This is a genomic window from Oceanicaulis sp. UBA2681 (genome assembly GCF_002354675.1).
GTDB lineage: Bacteria > Pseudomonadota > Alphaproteobacteria > Caulobacterales > Maricaulaceae > Oceanicaulis > Oceanicaulis alexandrii.
The window spans coordinates 59,553-78,336 of record NZ_DEMB01000004.1 but is presented as its reverse complement, the minus strand read 5'-3'; the positions used below and the strand labels follow the sequence as shown (position 1 = coordinate 78,336).

Sequence of the window (18,784 nt, the reverse complement as noted above, 5' to 3'; positions counted from 1 at the left end):
AGGCGCTTACGCCAGCGATTTCAGCGCGTCGACGAGATCGGTCTTCTCCCAGGAGAAGCCGCCATCCGCGTCCGGCGTGCGGCCAAAATGACCATAGGCCGAGGTGCGCTCATAAATCGGACGGTTCAGTCCCAGATGGGTGCGGATGCCGCGCGGGCTGAGATCGACCAGCTCTCGCAGGCGATTTTCCAGCCTGGCTTCATCCACATCGCCGGTTCCGTGCGTATCGACATAAACCGAGAGCGGCTTGGACACGCCGATGGCGTAGCTGAGCTGGATGGTGCATTTGCGCGCCAGACCAGCCGCCACGACGTTCTTGGCGAGATATCGCGCCACATAGGCTGCGGAGCGGTCCACCTTGGTCGGGTCCTTGCCCGAAAACGCACCGCCGCCATGAGGCGCCGCGCCACCATAGGTGTCCACGATGATCTTGCGACCGGTCAGACCGGCGTCGCCATCAGGTCCGCCAATGACGAACTTGCCGGTTGGATTGACATAGAACTCGTCTTCAGGCGGGAACCAGCCCTCGGGCAGCACCGATTTGACGACCGGACGCACCAGCTCTCGCACGTCGTCCAGGCTCACGCCGTCCTTGTGCTGGGTGGAGACGACCACGGAGGTCACGCCGACCGGACGGCCGTTCTCATAGCGCAAGGTCACCTGGGATTTGGCGTCCGGCTCGAACTCGGGACGTTCGCCAGACTTACGCTGCCGCGCCATCTCCTTGAGGATCTGGTGGGAATAGGTGATCGGCGCCGGCATCAGCTCAGGCGTTTCATCACAGGCGAACCCGAACATGATGCCCTGATCGCCTGCGCCTTCATCGGCGAACGACCCGGAGCCTTCATCCACGCCCTGGGCGATGTCCACGGACTGTTCGTGCAGATAGTTCTGAACGTCAGCGGTCTCCCAATGGAAGCCGTCTTGTTCGTACCCGATATCACGCACGGCGCGGCGCGCAGCCGCTTCAATCTCGTCATCCTTGATCGCGCCGGCGCAACGCACCTCGCCCGCCAGAACGATACGGTTCGTGGTCGTCAGCGTTTCACACGCCACACGGGCCACCGGATCCTTGGACAGAAACAAGTCCAGAATCGCGTCGGAAATGCGGTCGCATACTTTGTCCGGGTGACCCTCGGACACGCTTTCGCTGGTAAAAAGGTAAGACGAACGGGCCAACAGCGTGCTCCATATAAAGCGATCTTTATATGGCTGGCTTAAAGCCTATTGGCGCACGGAAAGCAAGACCCGACCGGTCACGCTTGAGTTAGGACGCAGGCTCGGTCGCAGTTGCTTCCGCTTCTTCAGCGGCCAGCGTCCGCACCAACTCAAGAATTCGGCGGCGCACCTTGGAATCCTTGATGCGCGCGAACGCCTGCGCCAGCGCCACGCCATCAGCAGACTGGATGAAGTCATCGACGATCGGAGTCTGATCACCCTCAGAAAAGCCAGGCTGCCCTGCGCCCTCATTCACACCGTCGTAGAAAAAGGACACCGGCACGTCGAGCACGCGCGCCAAATTCCAAAGGCGTCCTGCGCCAACCCGGTTCGTGCCGCGCTCATACTTCTGAACCTGCTGAAAGGTCACGCCCAGCTCTTCACCCAGCTTTTCCTGGCTCAGATTCAGAAGCTGACGCCGCAGCCGGATGCGCGATCCCACATGGCGATCAACCGCGTTCGGACCTCTCGGATTGGCAGTCATCTCATATTCCTTATCTGCGAAAGCATACAACCATAGTTTGGTCTGATGCGATACGCTCAACGCCCCTCAGCCGGTCGCGCGCCTCTACCTGAATGCGTAAATGACACAACCGTTAGACAATGCATGACTGCAGCCAAAACAAGCGAAGCAATCACCCAGAGTACATTTCCATACACCCCATACGGCGTATCGCCTAATCCTTCAAGCAATGTAATCAACAATACTTCAGTTGATCTTGACGGAATGGATTCAATGAGCCGACCATAAGGATCGATCTGGCCGGATATACCTGCAGCTGCGACTCTAACCAGCGGCAATCCTTCTTCTATCGCGCGATATTGAGTTTGGTTAAGCAACTGTTGAGGGCCAGCGGAATTCCCGTACCAAGAGTCATTTGAAATATTCAACAACCAATCGGGTCTATTTGACTGTCTTGGTGAATACCTGGAGTACACAGCCTCATAACAGATCAAAGGCGCCAGACTCGGCAACCCGTCCAGTTGGAGAGTCTGCGCTCCGCTGCCTGGACTGTAATAGGGCGCGATCTCGGACAAGCTTTCAAAGCCCATCCAGTCGGTCAGCGATAGAAATGGATTGCTTTCGCCAAACGGCACCAGTCGCGATTTATCGTACTGCGCCTCAAGGATCGGGCGATTGTCGTCGATTTTTATGGAAACGAGTGAATTAAAATATGCGCGCGGGCGACCGTTCAGGCCCCGATCCGTCCGCGCCGTGCCGGTGATCAACCGCGTTCCGGAGGGTAAGGCGTCCGCGATTTCCGCCAACAGATCAGGCGACTCCAGCAACATCGCCGGGATCGCGCCTTCGGGCCAGATAATCGCATCCACATCGGTCAGGTCCGAGGACAGCGCCAGATACTGATCCAGAATGTCATGACGCGCCGCGTAACGTTTCTCCTCCTGAGGCAGGTTGAGAGACACCAATTGCAACTGATAATCGCTTTCGACTAAAGTCTGAGCCTGACTCAACCTGATTTGTCCGAAACTCCAGCTGGCGGCGATCAGAACAAGCCCGACAATCAGAGGGACAGACCTCGACAGGCGCGAGCCTGGACCACTGAACGCGGCCGGTGCTGTAAACAGGCAAAGCGCGAGCACAGACAAGCCGTAAGCGCCCACCAGAGCCGCGCTCTGGCTGATCGCGCCTCCAGCTTCAAACACATGGCCCGGCAAGTTCCACGGAAAGCCTGACAACACCGTGCTGCGCAGATACTCCACAGCCATCACAATCAGGATGAACACGGCGATCCGGCCGGCATGAGCCGGAGCGCGCCTGACATAGACGGCGCCCGCCAGCCCCCAGAACAGCGCCAGCCCCGCCGGCAGCAAGATCAGAGGCGCCCATATCAGCCAGGCATGGTCGCCAGCGCTGACCAGGAAGGCGTTCGCCACCCAGCCCGTCCCCGCCAGAAACTGGCCGCTGGCGAACCACCAGGCGCGGACGAAGCCACTGCGCAAAGGTTTCGGGCGGCGCTTGGCGTCATCCAGCGTCAGGACCAGAGCAGTGAGCGCCACGGCGTAAGCAGGCCAGATGAAAAATGGTGCATGCCCGAGCACACCGAATGCGCCCAAGCCGAACAGCACGGCGAAGAGCCGCCAGCCTGACAGCGCGCGATATCCCGCCCGAAGCCGGCGCAGGCGGGGCAGGACGCCGGTCATGGTCTAGTCCGGACTGATGGCGCCAGCGGCCATCCGGCTGGCTTCATCGCCCGCCAGCGTCGATCCGGCGCCCGGCTTCACGCGCAGGCGCTTGATCCGACGCGGATCAGAATCGAGCACTTCAAATTCAAAGCCGGAGGGGTGCGCCAACACCTCGCCGCGCTCGGGCACGCGACCGGCCAGGTGGAAAACCAACCCGCCGAGCGTGTCCACATCATTCTCTTCCTCTTCGGTGGCGATCTCGCAGCCCACGACCTCTTCAAGGTCCTCGATCATGGCGCGCGCATCCGCTTCCCAGCAATTCGGGCCCTTGGCGAGGATGTTGGGCGTCTCCGCCTCGTCATGCTCATCCTCGATGTCGCCGACAATGGGTTCAATCAGGTCTTCAAGGGTGACGAGCCCATCCGTGCCGCCAAATTCATCAACCACCAGGGCCATGTGCATGCGCCGAGACTGCATCTTCAACAGCAAGTCGAACGCGCGCATGGAGGCGGGCACATACAGCAGCGGGCGACGAATAGCGGGCAAGATGCGCATATCGCCCCAACCATCCGGCCCGCCCTCAGAGCCTTCCTCTGCGAAGCGGGACATATAGCCCAGCACGTCCTTGATGTGCGCCAGCCCCACAGGGTCATCCAGCGTCTCGCGGTAGACCGGAAGGCGCGAATGCGTGGCGTCGCCAAAGGTGCGCGTCAATTCCTTGAGCGGCGTTTCAATGTCGATGGCGACGATGTCGGCGCGAGGCACCATCACATCATCCACGCGCATGTCCTGAAACTCGCGCATATTCACCAGGAATGCGCCAGCATCCATGGGATCAGGCGCGCCGTTCACAATCGGCTCAACGTCCTGGATTTCGGGGCGCGCCCCGCCAAAGGCCCGTTTGAAACGGGCCAAAAGACTTCGCGAAGACGGATCGTCGTTCATGCCTATTCCTGTACGAGGTAGGGATCTGACATCCCCAGACCAGTGAGAACCGCCGTCTCCAGCGCTTCCATCTTGGTCGCCTCGTCTTCCTCCTGATGGTCAAACCCGTTTAAATGCAAAACGCCATGAAGCGCCAGATGCGCAGCGTGATCAATGAGTGAAAGCCCCGCCGCCTGTGCTTCGCGCGCGCATGTCTCATACGCCAGGATCACGTCGCCCGGATAGCCTTCACGGTCTGGCGCCGGGAAGGACAGCACATTGGTGGGCTTGTCCTTGTCACGAAACCGGCGATTGAGCTCATGCACGGTGGCGTCATCTGAGAACAAGATCACGGCCGCTCCGGCGCGCGGATCCTCCAGCTGATCCAGCCCGGCTTCGATGGCGGCGCGGCAGCGGTCCAGCAAGCCCTCATGCTCGCTCCAGTTCTCAGCTTCGAGAACAAACTCCACGCAATCCGCCTCAATCACCGCCTCAGACATGGCTCGCCTCGTCGCTGCGCACGGCGTCATCGCGTTCATAGGCGTCCACGATGCGCGCCACCAAACCGTGACGCACCACATCATGGCGGGTGAAGCGATGCACGGCGATCCTTTGTTCATCCTGAAGCAGGCGTAACGCATGCGGCAAGCCCGAAGGCTCCCCCCGACGCAAATCCGTCTGGGTCGGATCACCCGTCACCGCCATGCGCGAGCCTTCACCCAACCGGGTCAGGACCATGCGCATTTGAGGAATGGTGGCGTTCTGGGCCTCGTCGACGACGACAAAGGCGTTGTTGAGCGTCCGACCGCGCATGAAGGCCAGCGGAGCCACTTCGACCCGGCCCTCCTCGCGCATTTTCTCACTCAGGCGCTGACCCAGAGCGTCCCGGAGCGCATCCCAGATCGGCAGCAGATACGGATCGATCTTCTCGGTCAGGTCACCAGGCAGGAAACCCAGCCGTTCGCCGGCCTCGACCGCAGGACGGGTGATGATCAACCGGTCCACGCTGCCCAGCGCCAGTTGCGAGGCGCCATAAGCGACCGCCAGCAGCGTCTTGCCGGTGCCGGCCGGGCCGACGCCGAAGATCATGTCATAGGCGCGATCGTTTTTGAGCGATCTCACATAGCCCTGCTGACCATCGGTGCGGGCGGCGAAGCTGGCGCCCCGCGGCACCCGGATCACAGCGTCGATCTCTTCGCCGGCGTCGTCATCGGCCATCAGGCAGGCGGCTCGAGCGGCGGGCGGATCAATGGGCAGGCCTTCGCTTGCCCGGCCATAGAGCGCATTGAGCACACGACGCGCCTCGATCCGCGCTCGCGCCTCTTCGGCAGTGATCACGATCTGACCCCCGCCCGGCGCTTCAAGCTGAACCTCCAGTTCATGCTCGAGCGTGGCGAAGTTTTCGTGACCCGGCCCGGCGAGGATGCGAACGAGATCGGAATCTTCAAAATGAAGCGTTTCGGACGCCGCCCGCTTGGGGCGACGCGGTTTTGATGAGCGGCTCACGCGGCTGCGATTTCCTTTGTAATCAGACGTCCGGACAGGGCGTTCTGGCTTGCCCCTGTGATCTCCACATTGGCGATCTGACCGATGAGTTCAAGCGGGCCTTCGCAATGAACCGCCTGCAGATAGGGGCTGCGGCCTGACAATTGGCCCTCAAACCGGCCTTCGCGCTCAAACAGGACAGGCAAGGTCTTGCCGATCATGGAGCGATTAAAGCTGATCTGCTGCTCTGACAAAAGCGCCTGCAAGCGCGCCAGGCGCTCGCTTTTCACCGCTTCATCGATCTGGTTGAACATGGCGGCGCCCGGCGTGCCGGGGCGCTTGGAGTATTTGAACGAGAAGCAGGACGCGTAATTGACCTGGCGCACCAGCTCCATCGTCGCTTCGAAATCCGCATCGGTCTCGCCGGGAAAGCCCACGATCATATCGCCGGAAATGGCGATGTCGGGGCGAGCTGCGCGCAGTTTCTCGATGCTCTCGAGATAGTCCGCGGCCGTGTGCGAACGGTTCATGGATTTGAGGATCTTGTCCGATCCCGCCTGCACCGGCAGGTGGAAATACGGCATCAGCTTGGGCTCGTCCGCAAAGGCCTGGATGAGATCATCGTCCATGTCCTTGGGGTGAGAGGTGGTGAAGCGGATCCGCTCAATGCCGCCGATCTTCGCCAAATGGCGCACCAGCTGGCCAAGCCCCCAGACCCCGCCTGCTGCGTCGGCCTTCGGCGCATCGCCATGATAGGCGTTGACGTTCTGGCCCAGCAGCGTCACTTCGCGCACGCCCTTGGCGGCCAGCGCCCGCACTTCGGCGACGATCTGATCCACCGGACGCGACCATTCCGCGCCGCGCGTATAGGGCACGACGCAGAAGGTGCAGAACTTGTCGCAGCCTTCCTGCACGGTGACAAAGGCGGTGAAGCCCTCCACATGCCGCTCGGGCGCGGCGAGGGCGTCAAATTTCTCTTCGACCTCGAACTCGGTGTCGAGCGCTTCGCCGCGCGCGCGGTGCACATTGGCGATCAGTTCAGGCAGCTTGTGATAGGTTTGCGGGCCGACCACCAGATCAACGACCGGCGCGCGGCGCTGGATCTCAGCGCCTTCCGCCTGGGCCACGCAGCCGGCGACCGTGATGGTCATCGGCTTGCCGGTGGAGGCTTTCTCTTCCTTCAGAGGCTTCAGACGCCCCAGCTCGGAATAGACTTTTTCAGCCGCTTTCTCGCGGATATGGCAGGTGTTCAGGATCACCAGATCCGCGCCGTCGGGCGCGTCGGCGGGCTCATAGCCCAAAGGCGCCAGGACATCGCGCATGCGCTCTGAATCATAAACGTTCATCTGACAGCCATAGGTCTTGATGAACAGGCGCTTGCGGTCTTTGTGCGTGGTGTCGGCGTCGCGGATGATATCGGTCATGGGCGGAGCCGGCCTCCCTGGCGGCGAAAGTCTGTGGATAAGGGAGGACGGGTTATGGGGATAGAGTGGGGCGGATGCAAGGCGCCGCTTGACGATCCGCTGCCTGAAGCGCGGTTAACGCCCCTCTATTTGCCGTCCTCGATCTTTACGCCGTAAAGCTCAAGCCGGTGATCGACCAGCTTGTAGCCCAGGCGCTTGGCGATGGCCTCTTGCAGGCGCTCGATCTCTTCATCCATGAATTCGACCACTTCGCCGGTCTTCAGGTCAATGAGATGGTCGTGGTGGTCGTCTGAGGCTTCTTCATAGCGCGAGCGGCCGTCGCGGAAGTCATGACGCTCGATGATGCCGGCTTCTTCAAACAGGCGCACGGTGCGGTAGACGGTGGCCAGCGAAATACGCGAATCCACGTCCGAGGCGCGGCGATGCAGCTCTTCCGCATCGGGGTGGTCTTCAGCTTGCGACAGGATGCGCGCGATGACGCGGCGTTGTTCTGTCATGCGCAGACCTTTTTCCACGCAGAGCTTCTCAATCCGATCCGGCATCGCCAACTCCCTAACCTGTGGGGCGTGCGCCCCGTCCTGTCCTTGATAGCCAGCCTCGGCGGGGCGTGTCCATATGTCGCGCGACTTCGATGTCAGACCAGATCGCGCGCCAGAACCCGTGCGGCGGCCCCGTCGCGATAATATCGCTTGCGCAAGCCGATCTGACGATAGCCTGCCCCCTCATATAGGGCGCTCGCAGCCGTATTGCGCTCCGACACTTCCAGAAACAATCGCCGGGCGCCCGAACGGTGCGCCGCCGCCTCGCTTTGCGCCAGCAAGAACGCCCCGACGCCCGACCGGCGCGCATCGGGCAGAACACCGATGGTCAGAAGCTCGCATTCCCCCGCAACCGTACGGATCAGCGACAGGCCTTGCGGGGTCTCATCAGACCGCGCGATCAGGCCTTTGACGCCGGATGACGCCAGCAAGCGGGCAAAGTCCGCCTCGCTCCAGGGGGCGTCAAAGCAGGCGGCGTGAAGGGCGGCGAACAGCGCCGCCGCTTCAGCGCCCGCTTCAAACCCCTCAGTTGCGCTCATGCCGGCGTATGGCCGCCAGGCAGTTTTGCATCCGGCGGACGCGCATAAAGCGGGGAGGGAGACGGCGCGTCATCGGGCGCGGCTTCGGTCAGCTGCAGCAGTTCGCGCAAGGGCGGCGCGGGATCGAAATGGCTCGGATCGGCGCCCACCAGCGCCGCGCCAGACCCGGTCAGATACAGCCCGCCAAAGGCTTCCATTTCATCTTGCGCGTCATGGGCGTTGCCATGGCAGATGTCCGTCACCGGACGGCCATGCGTGTAAAGCCGCCAGACCAGATCGCCGCGCCTTGCGTCATGAATGGCCATGACCGTGCGTTCGCCCTTGGGGTCGGTGCGCAGGGCCAATGCATCCAGATTGGACACGCCCAGCGCCTTCGCCCCGGTCGAGAGCGCCAGTCCGCGCGCGAACGCAACGCCCACGCGCGTGCCGGCAAACCCGCCCGGCCCCACATTCACGCCGATCCGGGTGAGAGATTGCGGGCTGACGCCGGCCTCTGAAAGACAGTCCTCGACCATCGGGGCCAAGGCTTCAGCATGGCCGCGGCCGATTTCTTCAGCCCGCATCACGATTCGATCCCCGGCTTTCACCGCGCAGGCGCACCAGGGACCGATCGTGTCCACCACCAGAAAGGCGGGTTTGCTCATGGCTTACTTCATCAGCTTGGCGCCCTCGTCGAAGCTGAGCTTCGGCAAGCGCGGGAAGAGTTTCTCAGTGGTGCCGTATCCAAGATTGATCAGGAAATTGGAGCGCCAGGCGCCCATTTCGGGATCATTCTTGAAAAATTCCTCGTCGACGCCGTCCTTGTCAAAGCCTGACATGGCCCCGCAATCAAGGCCCAGCGCACGCGCCGCCATGATCAGATAGGCGCCTTGCAACGTGCTGTTGCGGAAACCGTTTTCAAACCGGGCCTCGTCGGACTCAAACCAGTCTTTCGCTTCCGGATTGTGCGGGAAGAGCTGGGGCACTTTCTCGTGGAAGTTCCAGTCCCAAGCCAGAACCACCGTCACGGGCGCCGTAACGGTCTTTTCGATGTTGGGTTCGATCAGGTGCGGTTTCAGCCGGGCCTGATGTTCACCCTGCAGGAACAGGAAACGCGCCGGAGACTGATTGGCGCTGGTCGGGCCATACTGCAAAAGCTCGTAGAGCGCGCGGATGGTCGTCTCCGACACCGGCTTGTCTTCCCACGAATAAAAGGTGCGCGCGCCGCGGAACAGCTGGTCCAGCGCGTGATCGGGCAACACCCCATGACGGTCTTCCAGGGCGAGCGGGGCTTGGGCGTCGGTCATAAATGCGGCTCCGATACGATGACAACGGGTGAATCAGCCTGAAGGCGATCAACTTGAAGATCGACCATACTTGTCTGATTTGGTTCTGAAGCGATTAAAGCACAGCCTCGACGCTGCTCACTTCAGGCACATAGTGCTTGAGCAGGTTTTCGATGCCTTGCTTGAGCGTTAGGGTCGAGGAGGGACAGCCTGCGCAGGCGCCGCGCATGTGAAGCTGCACCACGCCCGAGCCTTCATCATAGCTGTGAAAGACGATGTCGCCGCCATCGCGCGCCACGGCGGGGCGGACGCGGGTGTCGATGACATCCTTGATCTCTTTCACGATCCCGGCGGCTTCACCTTCATAAGCGGCATGGCCGTCATGCTCGGCGTCGCCGAAGAGCGCCTTGTCGCTTTCCAGGCAATCCATGATCGCGCCCAATACGGCGGGTTTGATATGGGGCCAGTCCACGCCTTCAGCCTTGGTCACAGAGATGAAGTCCTGACCGGCGAATACGCGGATGACGCCATCAACCCTGAACAACTCACGCGCCAGATATGAGTTTTCCGCCTCTTCCGGCGTCGCGAAATCACGCGGACCTTCCATGGAAACGGACTGGCCGGGCAGGAATTTCAGCGTATCAGGGTTCGGGGTGTCTTCGGTCTGGATAAACATATCGGGCATCCTGCGCGGCTCTGTGAACCCTTGAAATGGCCCGTGGCGCGGCGGCGTTCAACCCCAGACGAAGTAAGGGATCATGGCCTGTCAGGTCAGCGCCTTGATATCGGCGCGTGACAGATTGCCGGGCACCACCGTCACCGGAATGGTCCGGTCTTCAAACAGACCCTTGCCGCGGCCCAGCGCGCTGACCAGCGGGCCAGGGCCGTCCTTGCCGGTCGATGCGCCCAGAACGAGGATTGAAATCGCCGGGTCGGTTTCCAGCAGATCACGCAGGGCCTCGATCAGATCGCCGTCGCGCAAGATCACTTCCGGACGGGTCTCGGTGACCTCCTCGACATCCTCTGACAGGCTTTCAAGCGCCGCTTCGGCGGCTTCACGCGCTTCCGCGCGCATGGTCTCGCCCACACCCAGCCAGTGTTCGAACCCGCCTTCAGTGTCCACCACGGCCAGCACGGTGACGACCCCACCCGTATTGCGGGCGCGGCGGGCGGCGAAATAGGCGGCGGAGCGGCTTTCTTCGGTGCCGTCAGCGATCAGGAGGAATTTACGCGGCGTGCTCATGTCTGCGACGTTGCCGCGTTCCGTCATTTCCGGCAAGAGGGCTCATGACGCAGCCCCTTGAGACACACCATCATGACTGACGCCCCGCTCGCCCAGATCACCGACCAACGCAACGCCCTGCGCCCGGCGCGTCAGATCATGCTGTACGCCGATCGTATCGAATGGGTGGAAGAGGGGCGGCTCGAGCGCCGGATTGCGTTGGACGCCGTCAACGGCGTGCGCCTGTCCGTGGAGATGGCGGGCGCGCAAAGCCAGGTGGTGTGCCGGGTCAGCGGCCCGTCTGGCGAGATCCTGTTTGGCAGTCGACGCGCCGTATCCTTGAGTGACTGGCAGGATAATGCGTTGGAGTTCCAGACGCTGCTGGTCGCCCTTCACGAGGCCTTGCGTCCCCGGTTCGGCACAGTGCGCTTTTCAGAAGGGCAAACATTGGGCTCACGCCTGATCCTGGGCGGGGGCGGGGTGGCGATGACCAGTATGGCGATCAGCTATATGGGCTGGATGATGCTCAATGAGCAAAGCGCCATGTTGGCGCTGGCGGGTCTGCCCTTTGCGGCGCTCGGCGGCTATCTGGCCTTCGCCTTCCGCCCCGGACGCCCTGTGCCCTACGACCCCGAAGCGCTGATCACGCGCTTCACCGCCAAACCGGACGCGGGTTAGGCAAGCTTGTCTTTCAGCGCTTCGACGAACACCGCGCCCATGTCCGGGCCTTGTTCAGGATAGAGATAGGGCTCGATGATCTCGAGCTCCATAACCACCAGCCCGCCCGTCAGGCCGCGCACCATGTCGACACGAGCATAGAGAAACTCATCCTCGCCGGTGATGGTGCGGGCGGCGCTGAGCACCTCGCGCGCCAAAGCGAGATCCGCCTCGGACGGCTCCCAGCGCACTTCGGTGGCGCCATACAGCGACTGCACCCGGTAATCGCCGGACTTGGGGCGCTTGTTGAGCGCATGGGAGAACCGCCCGCCAAAGAAGATCATCGAGTATTCGCCCTCTTCCGGCACGCCGGGCAGGAAGGGCTGGATCAGGCAGGCGCCGAGCGGCAGATCATCTGCGTCGGGCAAGGCTTCGCCCTTCTTGATCAGCGCCTGACGCCAGGCGCCGCCGCCCACCAGCGGTTTCACCACGATCTTGTCGCCGCCAAACCGGTCAAACCCCGCTGCAATGGCGTCCGCATCCGCCTTGTCCGCCCAGAGCGTCGGGATAGAGGGAGCGCCCGCGTCATCCAGCGCCTTGAGATAGGTTTTCTCGATGTTCCAGCGCACCAGGGCCGGGCTGTTATAAACGGGGGCGATCTCATTGAGACGATCGAGCGTCTCAAGGAAGAGCTGCAGCTTGGGCGGATAATCCCAGACCGTGCCCACCATGAAGCCATCAAAGACCGAGGCGTCAAACGGCTGGTCCCAGATGCAGGCTTCCAGGGAGATCCCTTCCGCCGCGCACGCCTTGGACAAGGCGCCGAATTCCAAATCGAACTCGAACCAGTCGTCACGGGCGCCCGGACGATCCTTCATCATGTCGGCGGAGGTCAGAAAACAGATGCGGGTCATGGGCTTCCTCGGTCAGATGGCGCTGGCGCAACCGCATAACCCGTCCCATAGAGGTTTTCCAGAACCCTTCTGCGGGTTGAGTTTGCCGTGCCCCCGCGGTACACGCCCCCCGATTTCAGCTGCAGGATGACCCTCACATGACCGAAACCCGCTACGACGTTCTTGGCGTCGGCAACGCCATTGTGGACGTGCTCGCGTCTGTGAATGACGCCTTCATCGAGCAACACGGTCTGGCCAAGGACGCCATGCTGCTGATTGACGAAGACCGGGCGCAGGCCCTGTATGAGGCGTTTCCGCCGGCGCAGGAAATCTCCGGCGGCTCTGCGGCCAACTCTCTGGCGGGCGTCGCCAGCCTTGGCGTCCGCGGCGCCTATATCGGCAAGGTCGCTGACGATCAGCTGGGTGAAGTATTCGCCCATGATTTGCGGTCGATCGGCGTGCATTACGACACCAAGCCGCTCAAGGACGGCCCCTCCACAGCGCGCTGCCTGATTGCTGTACCAGCCGATGCGCGCCGGGCGATGAACACCTTCCTGGGTGCGTCCACCCTGATGGATGAAGCCGATATCGACCCCGCACTGGTCAAGTCTGCGACCGTGACCTTCCTGGAAGGCTATCTGTTTGACCGCCCCGAAGCGAAAGCCGCTTTCGTGCGCGCCTCAGAAATCGCCCAGGCTGCTGATCGCCGCGTGGCCCTGACCCTGTCGGACATGTTCTGTGTGGAGCGTCACCGTGACAGCTTCCGCCATCTGGTGAAAAACCATATCGACGTGTTGTTCGCCAACGAGGCCGAGATCAAGGCGCTGTACGAAGTCGATGATTTTGAAACGGCCCTTGCGAAAGTGCGCGCAGAAACCCGCGTCGCCGCCATCACCCGCTCTGAAAAGGGCGCCGTGATCGTGTCCGGTGATGAAGAAGTGCGCGTGGACGCCGACCCCGTTGAAACCATCGTAGACACGACCGGCGCCGGCGATCAGTTCGCCGCGGGTTTCCTGGCCGGGTATTCGCGCGGCGCGGACCTTCACACCTGCGGCCGTCTGGGCGTCATCGCCGCCGCTGAGGTGATCTCGCACATGGGTGCGCGTCCGCTTGTCTCGCTGAAAGATTTGGCGGCGCAAAAAGGCGTCACGCTGGACTAGAATTCAGCCTGTACTGATCTGAAAAGTGCATAAGACTTCATCAAGGACTCCGCCCCAGGCGGGGTCCTTTTTGACTTTTCGCTTCGTCCTTAACCTGATTTTTAGCACATCAGTTCAGCCTCACGGTGTTTCGTGTGCATTCCGCACGCCTTTCGCCTGCAGCTGGGGTCCTGATGGCGCCTATCAGACACGCAATTTCCAGAGTGATGCGATCTCTGGTGATGAAGTTCACTTTGCTTTGCGGGGTGATCCTTGTCGCCGCGACGACTGCGCTCATGGCTGTCGAATACCAGCTGAAGTCCCAAGACAATAATTCGGCGGGCCTGGTCCATGCCGAGCTGATCACTGAATTGTTCACCTCCACAGCCGCCAACGCCATCGCCGTGAGTGACATTGAAGGCCTGACCAATCGTCTGCTGGCTGATTTCGGCGCGCGGCCGGACGTCAGCTCTGTCTATGTGGCCGATGTGAACGGGCGCGTCATCGCACTCAATGGCGAGGTGCCCTACGGCGTCGGTGATCGCGCTGCAGATCATCTGGTGCAGTCCGCTATCGGCGCTGTGGACACCCGCGTTGAACGCGTGGGCGATGATATTCGCGTCGCCGAGCCTGTGTTCTTCAACGGCCGCCTGATCGGCGCGGTGGTCGCCACCGTGCCCATGTCCGCCGTGGTGACCCCGGCCATCGACATCATCATCCGCCAGCTGGTGATCGCCATAGCGGCCCTGATCGTGTTCCTGCCGCTGGTCGCGCTGATCGTGCGCAAGGCGCTGGGCCCTGTCCGCCGCCTGACTGAGGCCGCGCGTCTGGCGTCTTCGCGAAAGCTTGATCTGCGTATCGAAGTGCATACCGGCGATGAGCTGGAAGTGCTGGCGAACGCCTTCAACCGCATGTTTGCGCGTCTCGACGCGTCCGTGAAGCGCGTGCATCGCCTGGCCTATGTGGACATGATCACCGAGCTGCCCAACCGCGAACGCTTCCGCAAGGAAGTCGAGCGCGTGGCGCGCGAAGCGTCTGAATCGGGTGAAGAAGGCGCGATCCTGTTTCTCGACCTCGACCGCTTTAAACGCGTCAATGACTCACTCGGGATTGGCGAAGGCGACCGTCTGCTTGAAGCCGTCGGACGCCGTTTGCGCGAAGCCGTCCGGGGCTGGGATCTGTCTCAGGGCGATCTGACCAAGGAACCGTCCATGGTCGCACGCCTGGGCGGGGATGAGTTCACCGTCCTGCTGCCGCGCCTGCGCGACAGCGCAGACGCCGCGCGCCTGGCCCGCCGCATCGTGGATTCGGTGCGCCGCCCCTTCGAGATTTCAGGCCATCAGGTCTTTCTGGGCATTTCCGCGGGCATCGCCTGTTTCCCGCGCGACGGATCGGATCCGGAAACGCTGCTGCGTCACGCCGACCTCGCCATGGCGTCGGTGAAACGCGCCGGCGGCAATGCCTGTGAATTCTTCGAGACCTCCATGAACCAGAGCGCGTTTGAGCGACTGGTGCTGGAGAACGAGCTGCGTGAAGCCGTGCGCGACGACCAGCTCGTGGTCTTCTACCAGCCCAAGATCTCCATGGTGGACGGCTCGATCGCCGGTTCAGAAGCGCTGGTGCGCTGGCGCCATCCGACGGCAGGCCTGTTGTCGCCCGGCGCCTTCATCCAGGCGGCGGAAGAGTGCGGCCTGATCGGTGAAATCGGCGACTGGGTGCTGCGCCGCGCGTGCCATGAAGCCCAACAATTGCGTGAACGCGGCCTGGATGTGCCGGTGGCTGTGAACGTCTCCGCCATGCAGTTTGAAAGCGAAGGTTTCTCCCAGACGGTGCTGGAGGCCTTGCAGGACAGCGGCTTGCCGCCTGAGTTCCTGGAACTGGAGCTGACGGAATCCACCGCCATGCGTGAACCCGAGCGCGTGATCGAACAAATCGAACCGCTGCGCCGACTGGGCGTCACTTTCGCCATTGACGATTTCGGCACAGGTCACTCCTCCCTATCCTATTTGACCCGCATGCCCTTTGACGTCTTCAAGATCGATCAGAGCTTCGTGCGCGATATGAGCCAGGACGAGCACGCCCGCATTGTGGTTGAAACCATCCTGGCCATGGCCAAATCCCTCAAGCTGAAGACCGTCGCCGAAGGCGTCGAAACTCATGACCAGTACCGCGCCCTGCGCGCGCTGGGCGCGACGTTGGCGCAAGGCTATCTGTTTGGCCGTCCCATGCCCTTCGCCGAGCTTGTGACCTTCGCATCTGCTGGTGGTCGGGAAAGTGTGGCCGGCTAGTTCCGGTCTCTCCCCGGATGATGCATAAATATCACTTACAAGATATTTCCACTTTTTAATTCGCTTTTCTATAAATCTGTGGCATTCTTACACCTGCAGCTGAGGGCTGCTCCTGAATGCGCGCCGTCCCCCCGACGCTTCAGGACGTCGTGACGCTCCCCCCAGCGTCATGACACCGCGTCTTCCCTGATGGACGCGAGGCGAAACGCCCGGCGACTTCACCCCAGGTCGCCGGGCGATTTTCGTTCAGCCCCACTATCATGACCGCTGTCGTCTTCCTGCAAGGCGCGTTAAACAGAGGGCATGACCGATTTTGATCCCTCCCCTTCGGACTATAGCGGCGCGGAAGACGAGATTGCGCGCCTGCTTGATGAAATCCCGCTCCTTTACAAGGCGCGCGCCTTCGCAGAATCCGTCGGCGATCCCGCCTTTTTCTCGCGCCTCGGCGAACCGCTCGATTCACGGGAACTGGCCCTGGCCCGCGCCTATCTGGATGGGCTGGGCATGCCCGAGGCCGAGCCCGCGGAGATGGGCGACTGGTCTGACGCCATTGCGGCGGCCGAAACCCTGGACCGGGACCCCTGGGCCTGGGAAGCTGAGGAAATGCAGCGCTCCGCACTGGTCGAGCGCGCACTGGAACGGCTGGATGAACAAGCGCTTCAAGCGGCGTTGACGCTTGTCGCGTCAAAGATTGGCGAGCTCGCCAAGGAGGCCGCCGAAGCCAGCGCCTCCATGGACGACATGTTTGATGAAACCGTGATCAACGCCGCCGCTGGCGGTCTGGTTCAGGCCGCTCATGGCGCCGTGCTCGTGCTGATGGCGGAAGCGGAAGACGAAGACCCGCCGCATCCCTTCCTGGCGCGCTGGCGGCTGTATGTGCGCGGGCGCTGGCCAGTCGGCGTCGCCGGCGCCACCTACAATATCCTCTGATCTCATCGACGCATTTTTCTCGCAGGATTTCCTATGACCCCGTTCACCCTCGCCACCTGGAACATCAATTCAGTCCGCCTGCGCGCCCCGCATGTGGCCAGCTTTGTGCAACAGGCGAACCCGGACGTGATCGCCCTGCAGGAGATCAAATGCCTGCCTGATCAGTTTCCGCGCGCAGCCTTTGAGGAGATGGGCTTTCCCCATCTGCATATCGTCGGCCAGAAAGGCCTGCACGGCGTCGCCATCGCATCGCGCACCCCGATCGAGGCGCTGGATCAGGACCCGCTGTGCCCGCGCGGCGAAGCGCGCTTTCAGCGGGTGCAAGTGAACGGGGTCGAGCTGCAGAACTATTACATTCCTGCCGGTGGCGACGAACCTGACCCCGAGATCAATCCCCGCTTCAAGCACAAGCTGGACTTTCTGGACCGGCTCAAGGGCTATGCCGCTGATCGCGCCAAGGAAAACGCGCCCATCGTCATGGTCGGCGATTTCAACATCGCCCCGCGCGAACATGATGTGTGGTCGCACAAACAGCTTCTGAAAGTCGTCTCGCACACCCCGGTCGAAGTGGAGGCGCTGAACGCCTGGATGCAGGCGGGCGACTATCTCGACGTGGCGCGCGAACTGATTGACGAGCCTGAAAAGCTCTTCACCTGGTGGAGCTATCGCAGCAAGGACTGGCGCGCTTCCAACCGCGGCCGGCGCCTCGACCATATCTGGGTCAGTCCGGCGCTGAAGGACGCCGCCCTCAAAGACGGCCGCGACAGTTTCAAGATCTGGGACGAGGCCCGCGACTGGGAGAAGCCCTCAGATCACGCTCCGGTAACGCTGCGCCTAGGATAGAATAGTTAATATATCTTAATTCAACTGAGTATAAAGAATACTGAATAAGTATATGAATTACCATTGCAGCTTTGATGAATCTCTCAACAGTCAAATCGACTGTGGAGGGAAGCATGCAAGAACACGATCGGGCGGAACGTCTGGACTTTCTGGGGTTTGACGCGCCAACGCGGGAGGCCCTGTCTCAGTGTCGTCCAACCATTGAAGAGACGTTGCCCGGAGCGCTCTCTGCGTTCTACGACGTTATCAAATCGACACCGGCGGCTGCACACTTCTTCACAGATGAAGACCACATGGCCAGCGCCAAGGGGCGCCAGCAAGCCCACTGGATGTCCATCGTTTCCGGTCGATTTGACAGCTCCTATTTCGAAGGCGTTCGCAAGATCGGTCTTGCCCACAGCCGGCTCGGACTTGAACCGCGCTATTATATCGGCGGCTACGCGCATCTGGCCTCCGCCCTGATCAGAGCAGTCGCCAAGTCCCAAAGCGCCGGGATCATGGGGCTTCGTCCGCGCCAGACTGAAGTGCTGGACAACCAACTGGACGCCTTGGTCAAAGCCATCTTCCTGGACATGGAACTGGCTGTTTCCTTGTACCTTGAAGAAACCGAAGCCAACGCAGCGCGCGAGAGACATGAGCTCGCATCGCAGTTCGAGCAAAATGTCGGCAATCTGGTCGGCACGCTGACATCCGTCTCGGAAACAATTGGCGACGCCTCACAGAAAGTTGCGTCCACGGTCGAAGCCACTCTTGAACGGGCCGTGAGCGCGGCTTCCGGCGCAGAAGAATCCGCCGCCAGCGTTCGAGCCGTCGCCGCGGCCTCCCATCAGATGGAATCTGCGACGCGCGAAATCGCAGAACGCGCAAACAGCCAAAGCGACATCGCCCGGAAAGCAGAGCAGCTCGCCACAACTGCGGTCACAGACATAGAACGTCTCAATCAGGCGGCGTCACAGATCGGCGGCGTTGTCACCCTGATCCAGCAAATCGCTGAACAAACCAATCTGCTGGCGCTGAACGCCACCATTGAAAGCGCACGCGCCGGGGAGGCCGGCAAAGGGTTCGCCGTCGTCGCCCAGGAAGTCAAAACGCTGGCCAATCAAACCGCAAAAGCCACGGACGAGATTGGTGGTGAAATTGCTGAGATTCAGGCTGCGACCGGCACTGTCGTGGAAGCGATGTCGCTTATCAAGGACACCATTTCCAAAATCTCGGAAACGTCGATGGGAATTGGCGCAGCCGTCGAAGAGCAAGCCAGCGCCACCACCGAGAT

The 18,784-nt window shown here is 61.7% G+C and carries 20 protein-coding genes; 6 read left to right on the top strand and 14 right to left on the bottom strand.

Annotation, left to right across the window (positions count from 1 at the left end; translation table 11 throughout):
• Positions 1–6: 6 nt before the first annotated feature.
• The 13 genes from metK to B3M53_RS03500 all read right to left on the bottom strand — a co-directional run bounded on the left by metK (position 7) and on the right by B3M53_RS03500 (position 10,809).
• A complete protein-coding gene (gene metK, locus B3M53_RS03565; RefSeq protein ID WP_022700805.1) occupies positions 7–1,179 on the bottom strand; it encodes a methionine adenosyltransferase in 1,173 nt (390 codons plus the stop codon).
• An 88-nt stretch (positions 1,180–1,267) separates the two neighbouring features.
• Entirely contained in the window at positions 1,268–1,702 is a 435-nt protein-coding gene (locus B3M53_RS03560; RefSeq protein WP_028284604.1) for a helix-turn-helix domain-containing protein, read from the bottom strand.
• A gap of 56 nt (positions 1,703–1,758) precedes the next feature.
• Positions 1,759–3,306, bottom strand: a complete 1,548-nt coding sequence (gene lnt, locus B3M53_RS03555) for an apolipoprotein N-acyltransferase (protein WP_273020956.1) — start codon at positions 3,304–3,306, stop codon at positions 1,759–1,761.
• 78 nt (positions 3,307–3,384) lie between these two features.
• Positions 3,385–4,308: a hemolysin family protein gene (locus B3M53_RS03550; RefSeq protein ID WP_160092865.1), complete on the bottom strand. Its 924-nt coding sequence runs from the start codon at positions 4,306–4,308 to the stop codon at positions 3,385–3,387.
• Positions 4,309–4,310: 2 nt separating this feature from the next.
• Entirely contained in the window at positions 4,311–4,787 is a 477-nt protein-coding gene (ybeY, locus tag B3M53_RS03545; RefSeq protein ID WP_273020955.1) for an rRNA maturation RNase YbeY, read from the bottom strand.
• Complete coding sequence (locus B3M53_RS03540) at positions 4,780–5,793, bottom strand: PhoH family protein (protein ID WP_199318913.1); 1,014 nt, start codon at positions 5,791–5,793, stop codon at positions 4,780–4,782. Before B3M53_RS03540 ends, ybeY begins: the two co-directional genes overlap by 8 nt.
• Positions 5,790–7,196 carry a tRNA (N6-isopentenyl adenosine(37)-C2)-methylthiotransferase MiaB gene (gene miaB / locus B3M53_RS03535; RefSeq protein ID WP_273020953.1) on the bottom strand — a complete coding sequence of 469 codons (1,407 nt, stop codon included), beginning with the start codon at positions 7,194–7,196 and terminating at the stop codon, positions 5,790–5,792. Before miaB ends, B3M53_RS03540 begins: the two co-directional genes overlap by 4 nt.
• A 125-nt stretch (positions 7,197–7,321) precedes the next feature.
• Positions 7,322–7,738, bottom strand: coding sequence for a Fur family transcriptional regulator (locus tag B3M53_RS03530; protein ID WP_028284606.1), 417 nt, complete (start codon positions 7,736–7,738; stop codon positions 7,322–7,324).
• Positions 7,739–7,830: 92 nt separating this feature from the next.
• On the bottom strand, positions 7,831–8,274 hold the full coding sequence (locus B3M53_RS03525) for a GNAT family N-acetyltransferase (RefSeq protein ID WP_273020952.1): 444 nt from the start codon (positions 8,272–8,274) through the stop codon (positions 7,831–7,833).
• Positions 8,271–8,918 (bottom strand): tRNA (adenosine(37)-N6)-threonylcarbamoyltransferase complex dimerization subunit type 1 TsaB, encoded by a 648-nt coding sequence (gene tsaB / locus B3M53_RS03520; RefSeq protein WP_160092869.1) that lies wholly within the window; start codon positions 8,916–8,918, stop codon positions 8,271–8,273. The genes B3M53_RS03525 and tsaB overlap by 4 nt, the downstream gene beginning before the upstream one ends.
• Before the next feature lie 3 nt (positions 8,919–8,921).
• Positions 8,922–9,560, bottom strand: coding sequence for a malonic semialdehyde reductase (locus tag B3M53_RS03515; RefSeq protein WP_022700815.1), 639 nt, complete (start codon positions 9,558–9,560; stop codon positions 8,922–8,924).
• 94 nt (positions 9,561–9,654) lie between these two features.
• Positions 9,655–10,215, bottom strand: a complete 561-nt coding sequence (locus B3M53_RS14675) for a NifU family protein (protein ID WP_028284608.1) — start codon at positions 10,213–10,215, stop codon at positions 9,655–9,657.
• A gap of 90 nt (positions 10,216–10,305) precedes the next feature.
• The gene (locus B3M53_RS03500; protein ID WP_022700817.1) at positions 10,306–10,809 is read right to left on the bottom strand and encodes a universal stress protein; all 504 of its coding nucleotides are present in this window, start codon (positions 10,807–10,809) and stop codon (positions 10,306–10,308) included.
• Between the two features lie 45 nt (positions 10,810–10,854).
• On the opposite strand from B3M53_RS03500, the gene B3M53_RS03495 reads away from it, so the two are divergent.
• Entirely contained in the window at positions 10,855–11,439 is a 585-nt protein-coding gene (locus B3M53_RS03495) for a hypothetical protein (protein WP_273020949.1), read from the top strand.
• Here the strand turns inward: B3M53_RS03495 and B3M53_RS03490 are convergent.
• Positions 11,436–12,332, bottom strand: a complete 897-nt coding sequence (locus B3M53_RS03490; protein WP_273020948.1) for an ATP-grasp domain-containing protein — start codon at positions 12,330–12,332, stop codon at positions 11,436–11,438. The two genes, B3M53_RS03495 and B3M53_RS03490, sit on opposite strands and share 4 nt — an antisense overlap.
• A 137-nt stretch (positions 12,333–12,469) precedes the next feature.
• On the opposite strand from B3M53_RS03490, the gene B3M53_RS03485 reads away from it, so the two are divergent.
• The 5 genes from B3M53_RS03485 to B3M53_RS03465 all read left to right on the top strand — a co-directional run.
• Positions 12,470–13,471, top strand: coding sequence for an adenosine kinase (locus tag B3M53_RS03485; protein WP_160092872.1), 1,002 nt, complete (start codon positions 12,470–12,472; stop codon positions 13,469–13,471).
• Between the two features lie 221 nt (positions 13,472–13,692).
• Entirely contained in the window at positions 13,693–15,738 is a 2,046-nt protein-coding gene (locus B3M53_RS03480) for a putative bifunctional diguanylate cyclase/phosphodiesterase (RefSeq protein WP_233346049.1), read from the top strand.
• Between the two features lie 303 nt (positions 15,739–16,041).
• The gene (locus tag B3M53_RS03475; RefSeq protein WP_022700822.1) at positions 16,042–16,668 is read left to right on the top strand and encodes a hypothetical protein; all 627 of its coding nucleotides are present in this window, start codon (positions 16,042–16,044) and stop codon (positions 16,666–16,668) included.
• A 33-nt stretch (positions 16,669–16,701) separates the two neighbouring features.
• Complete coding sequence (gene xth, locus B3M53_RS03470; RefSeq protein WP_273020945.1) at positions 16,702–17,511, top strand: exodeoxyribonuclease III; 810 nt, start codon at positions 16,702–16,704, stop codon at positions 17,509–17,511.
• A gap of 74 nt (positions 17,512–17,585) precedes the next feature.
• Positions 17,586–18,784, top strand: a 1,199-nt coding sequence (locus B3M53_RS03465; RefSeq protein ID WP_349678819.1) for a globin-coupled sensor protein, incomplete at its 3' end; no start/stop codon positions are given.

Coding starts and splice junctions, on each gene's coding strand:
- B3M53_RS03560 (WP_028284604.1), bottom strand. CDS start 1,702: ATGACTGCCAATCCGAGAGGTCCGAACGCGGTTGATCGCCATGTGGGA.
- B3M53_RS03550 (WP_160092865.1), bottom strand. CDS start 4,308: ATGAACGACGATCCGTCTTCGCGAAGTCTTTTGGCCCGTTTCAAACGG.
- ybeY (WP_273020955.1), bottom strand. CDS start 4,787: ATGTCTGAGGCGGTGATTGAGGCGGATTGCGTGGAGTTTGTTCTCGAA.
- miaB (WP_273020953.1), bottom strand. CDS start 7,196: ATGACCGATATCATCCGCGACGCCGACACCACGCACAAAGACCGCAAG.
- B3M53_RS03530 (WP_028284606.1), bottom strand. CDS start 7,738: ATGCCGGATCGGATTGAGAAGCTCTGCGTGGAAAAAGGTCTGCGCATG.
- B3M53_RS03525 (WP_273020952.1), bottom strand. CDS start 8,274: ATGAGCGCAACTGAGGGGTTTGAAGCGGGCGCTGAAGCGGCGGCGCTG.
- tsaB (WP_160092869.1), bottom strand. CDS start 8,918: ATGAGCAAACCCGCCTTTCTGGTGGTGGACACGATCGGTCCCTGGTGC.
- B3M53_RS03515 (WP_022700815.1), bottom strand. CDS start 9,560: ATGACCGACGCCCAAGCCCCGCTCGCCCTGGAAGACCGTCATGGGGTG.
- B3M53_RS14675 (WP_028284608.1), bottom strand. CDS start 10,215: ATGTTTATCCAGACCGAAGACACCCCGAACCCTGATACGCTGAAATTC.
- B3M53_RS03500 (WP_022700817.1), bottom strand. CDS start 10,809: ATGACGGAACGCGGCAACGTCGCAGACATGAGCACGCCGCGTAAATTC.
- B3M53_RS03495 (WP_273020949.1), top strand. CDS start 10,855: ATGACTGACGCCCCGCTCGCCCAGATCACCGACCAACGCAACGCCCTG.
- B3M53_RS03490 (WP_273020948.1), bottom strand. CDS start 12,332: ATGACCCGCATCTGTTTTCTGACCTCCGCCGACATGATGAAGGATCGT.
- B3M53_RS03485 (WP_160092872.1), top strand. CDS start 12,470: ATGACCGAAACCCGCTACGACGTTCTTGGCGTCGGCAACGCCATTGTG.
- B3M53_RS03480 (WP_233346049.1), top strand. CDS start 13,693: ATGAAGTTCACTTTGCTTTGCGGGGTGATCCTTGTCGCCGCGACGACT.
- B3M53_RS03475 (WP_022700822.1), top strand. CDS start 16,042: ATGACCGATTTTGATCCCTCCCCTTCGGACTATAGCGGCGCGGAAGAC.
- xth (WP_273020945.1), top strand. CDS start 16,702: ATGACCCCGTTCACCCTCGCCACCTGGAACATCAATTCAGTCCGCCTG.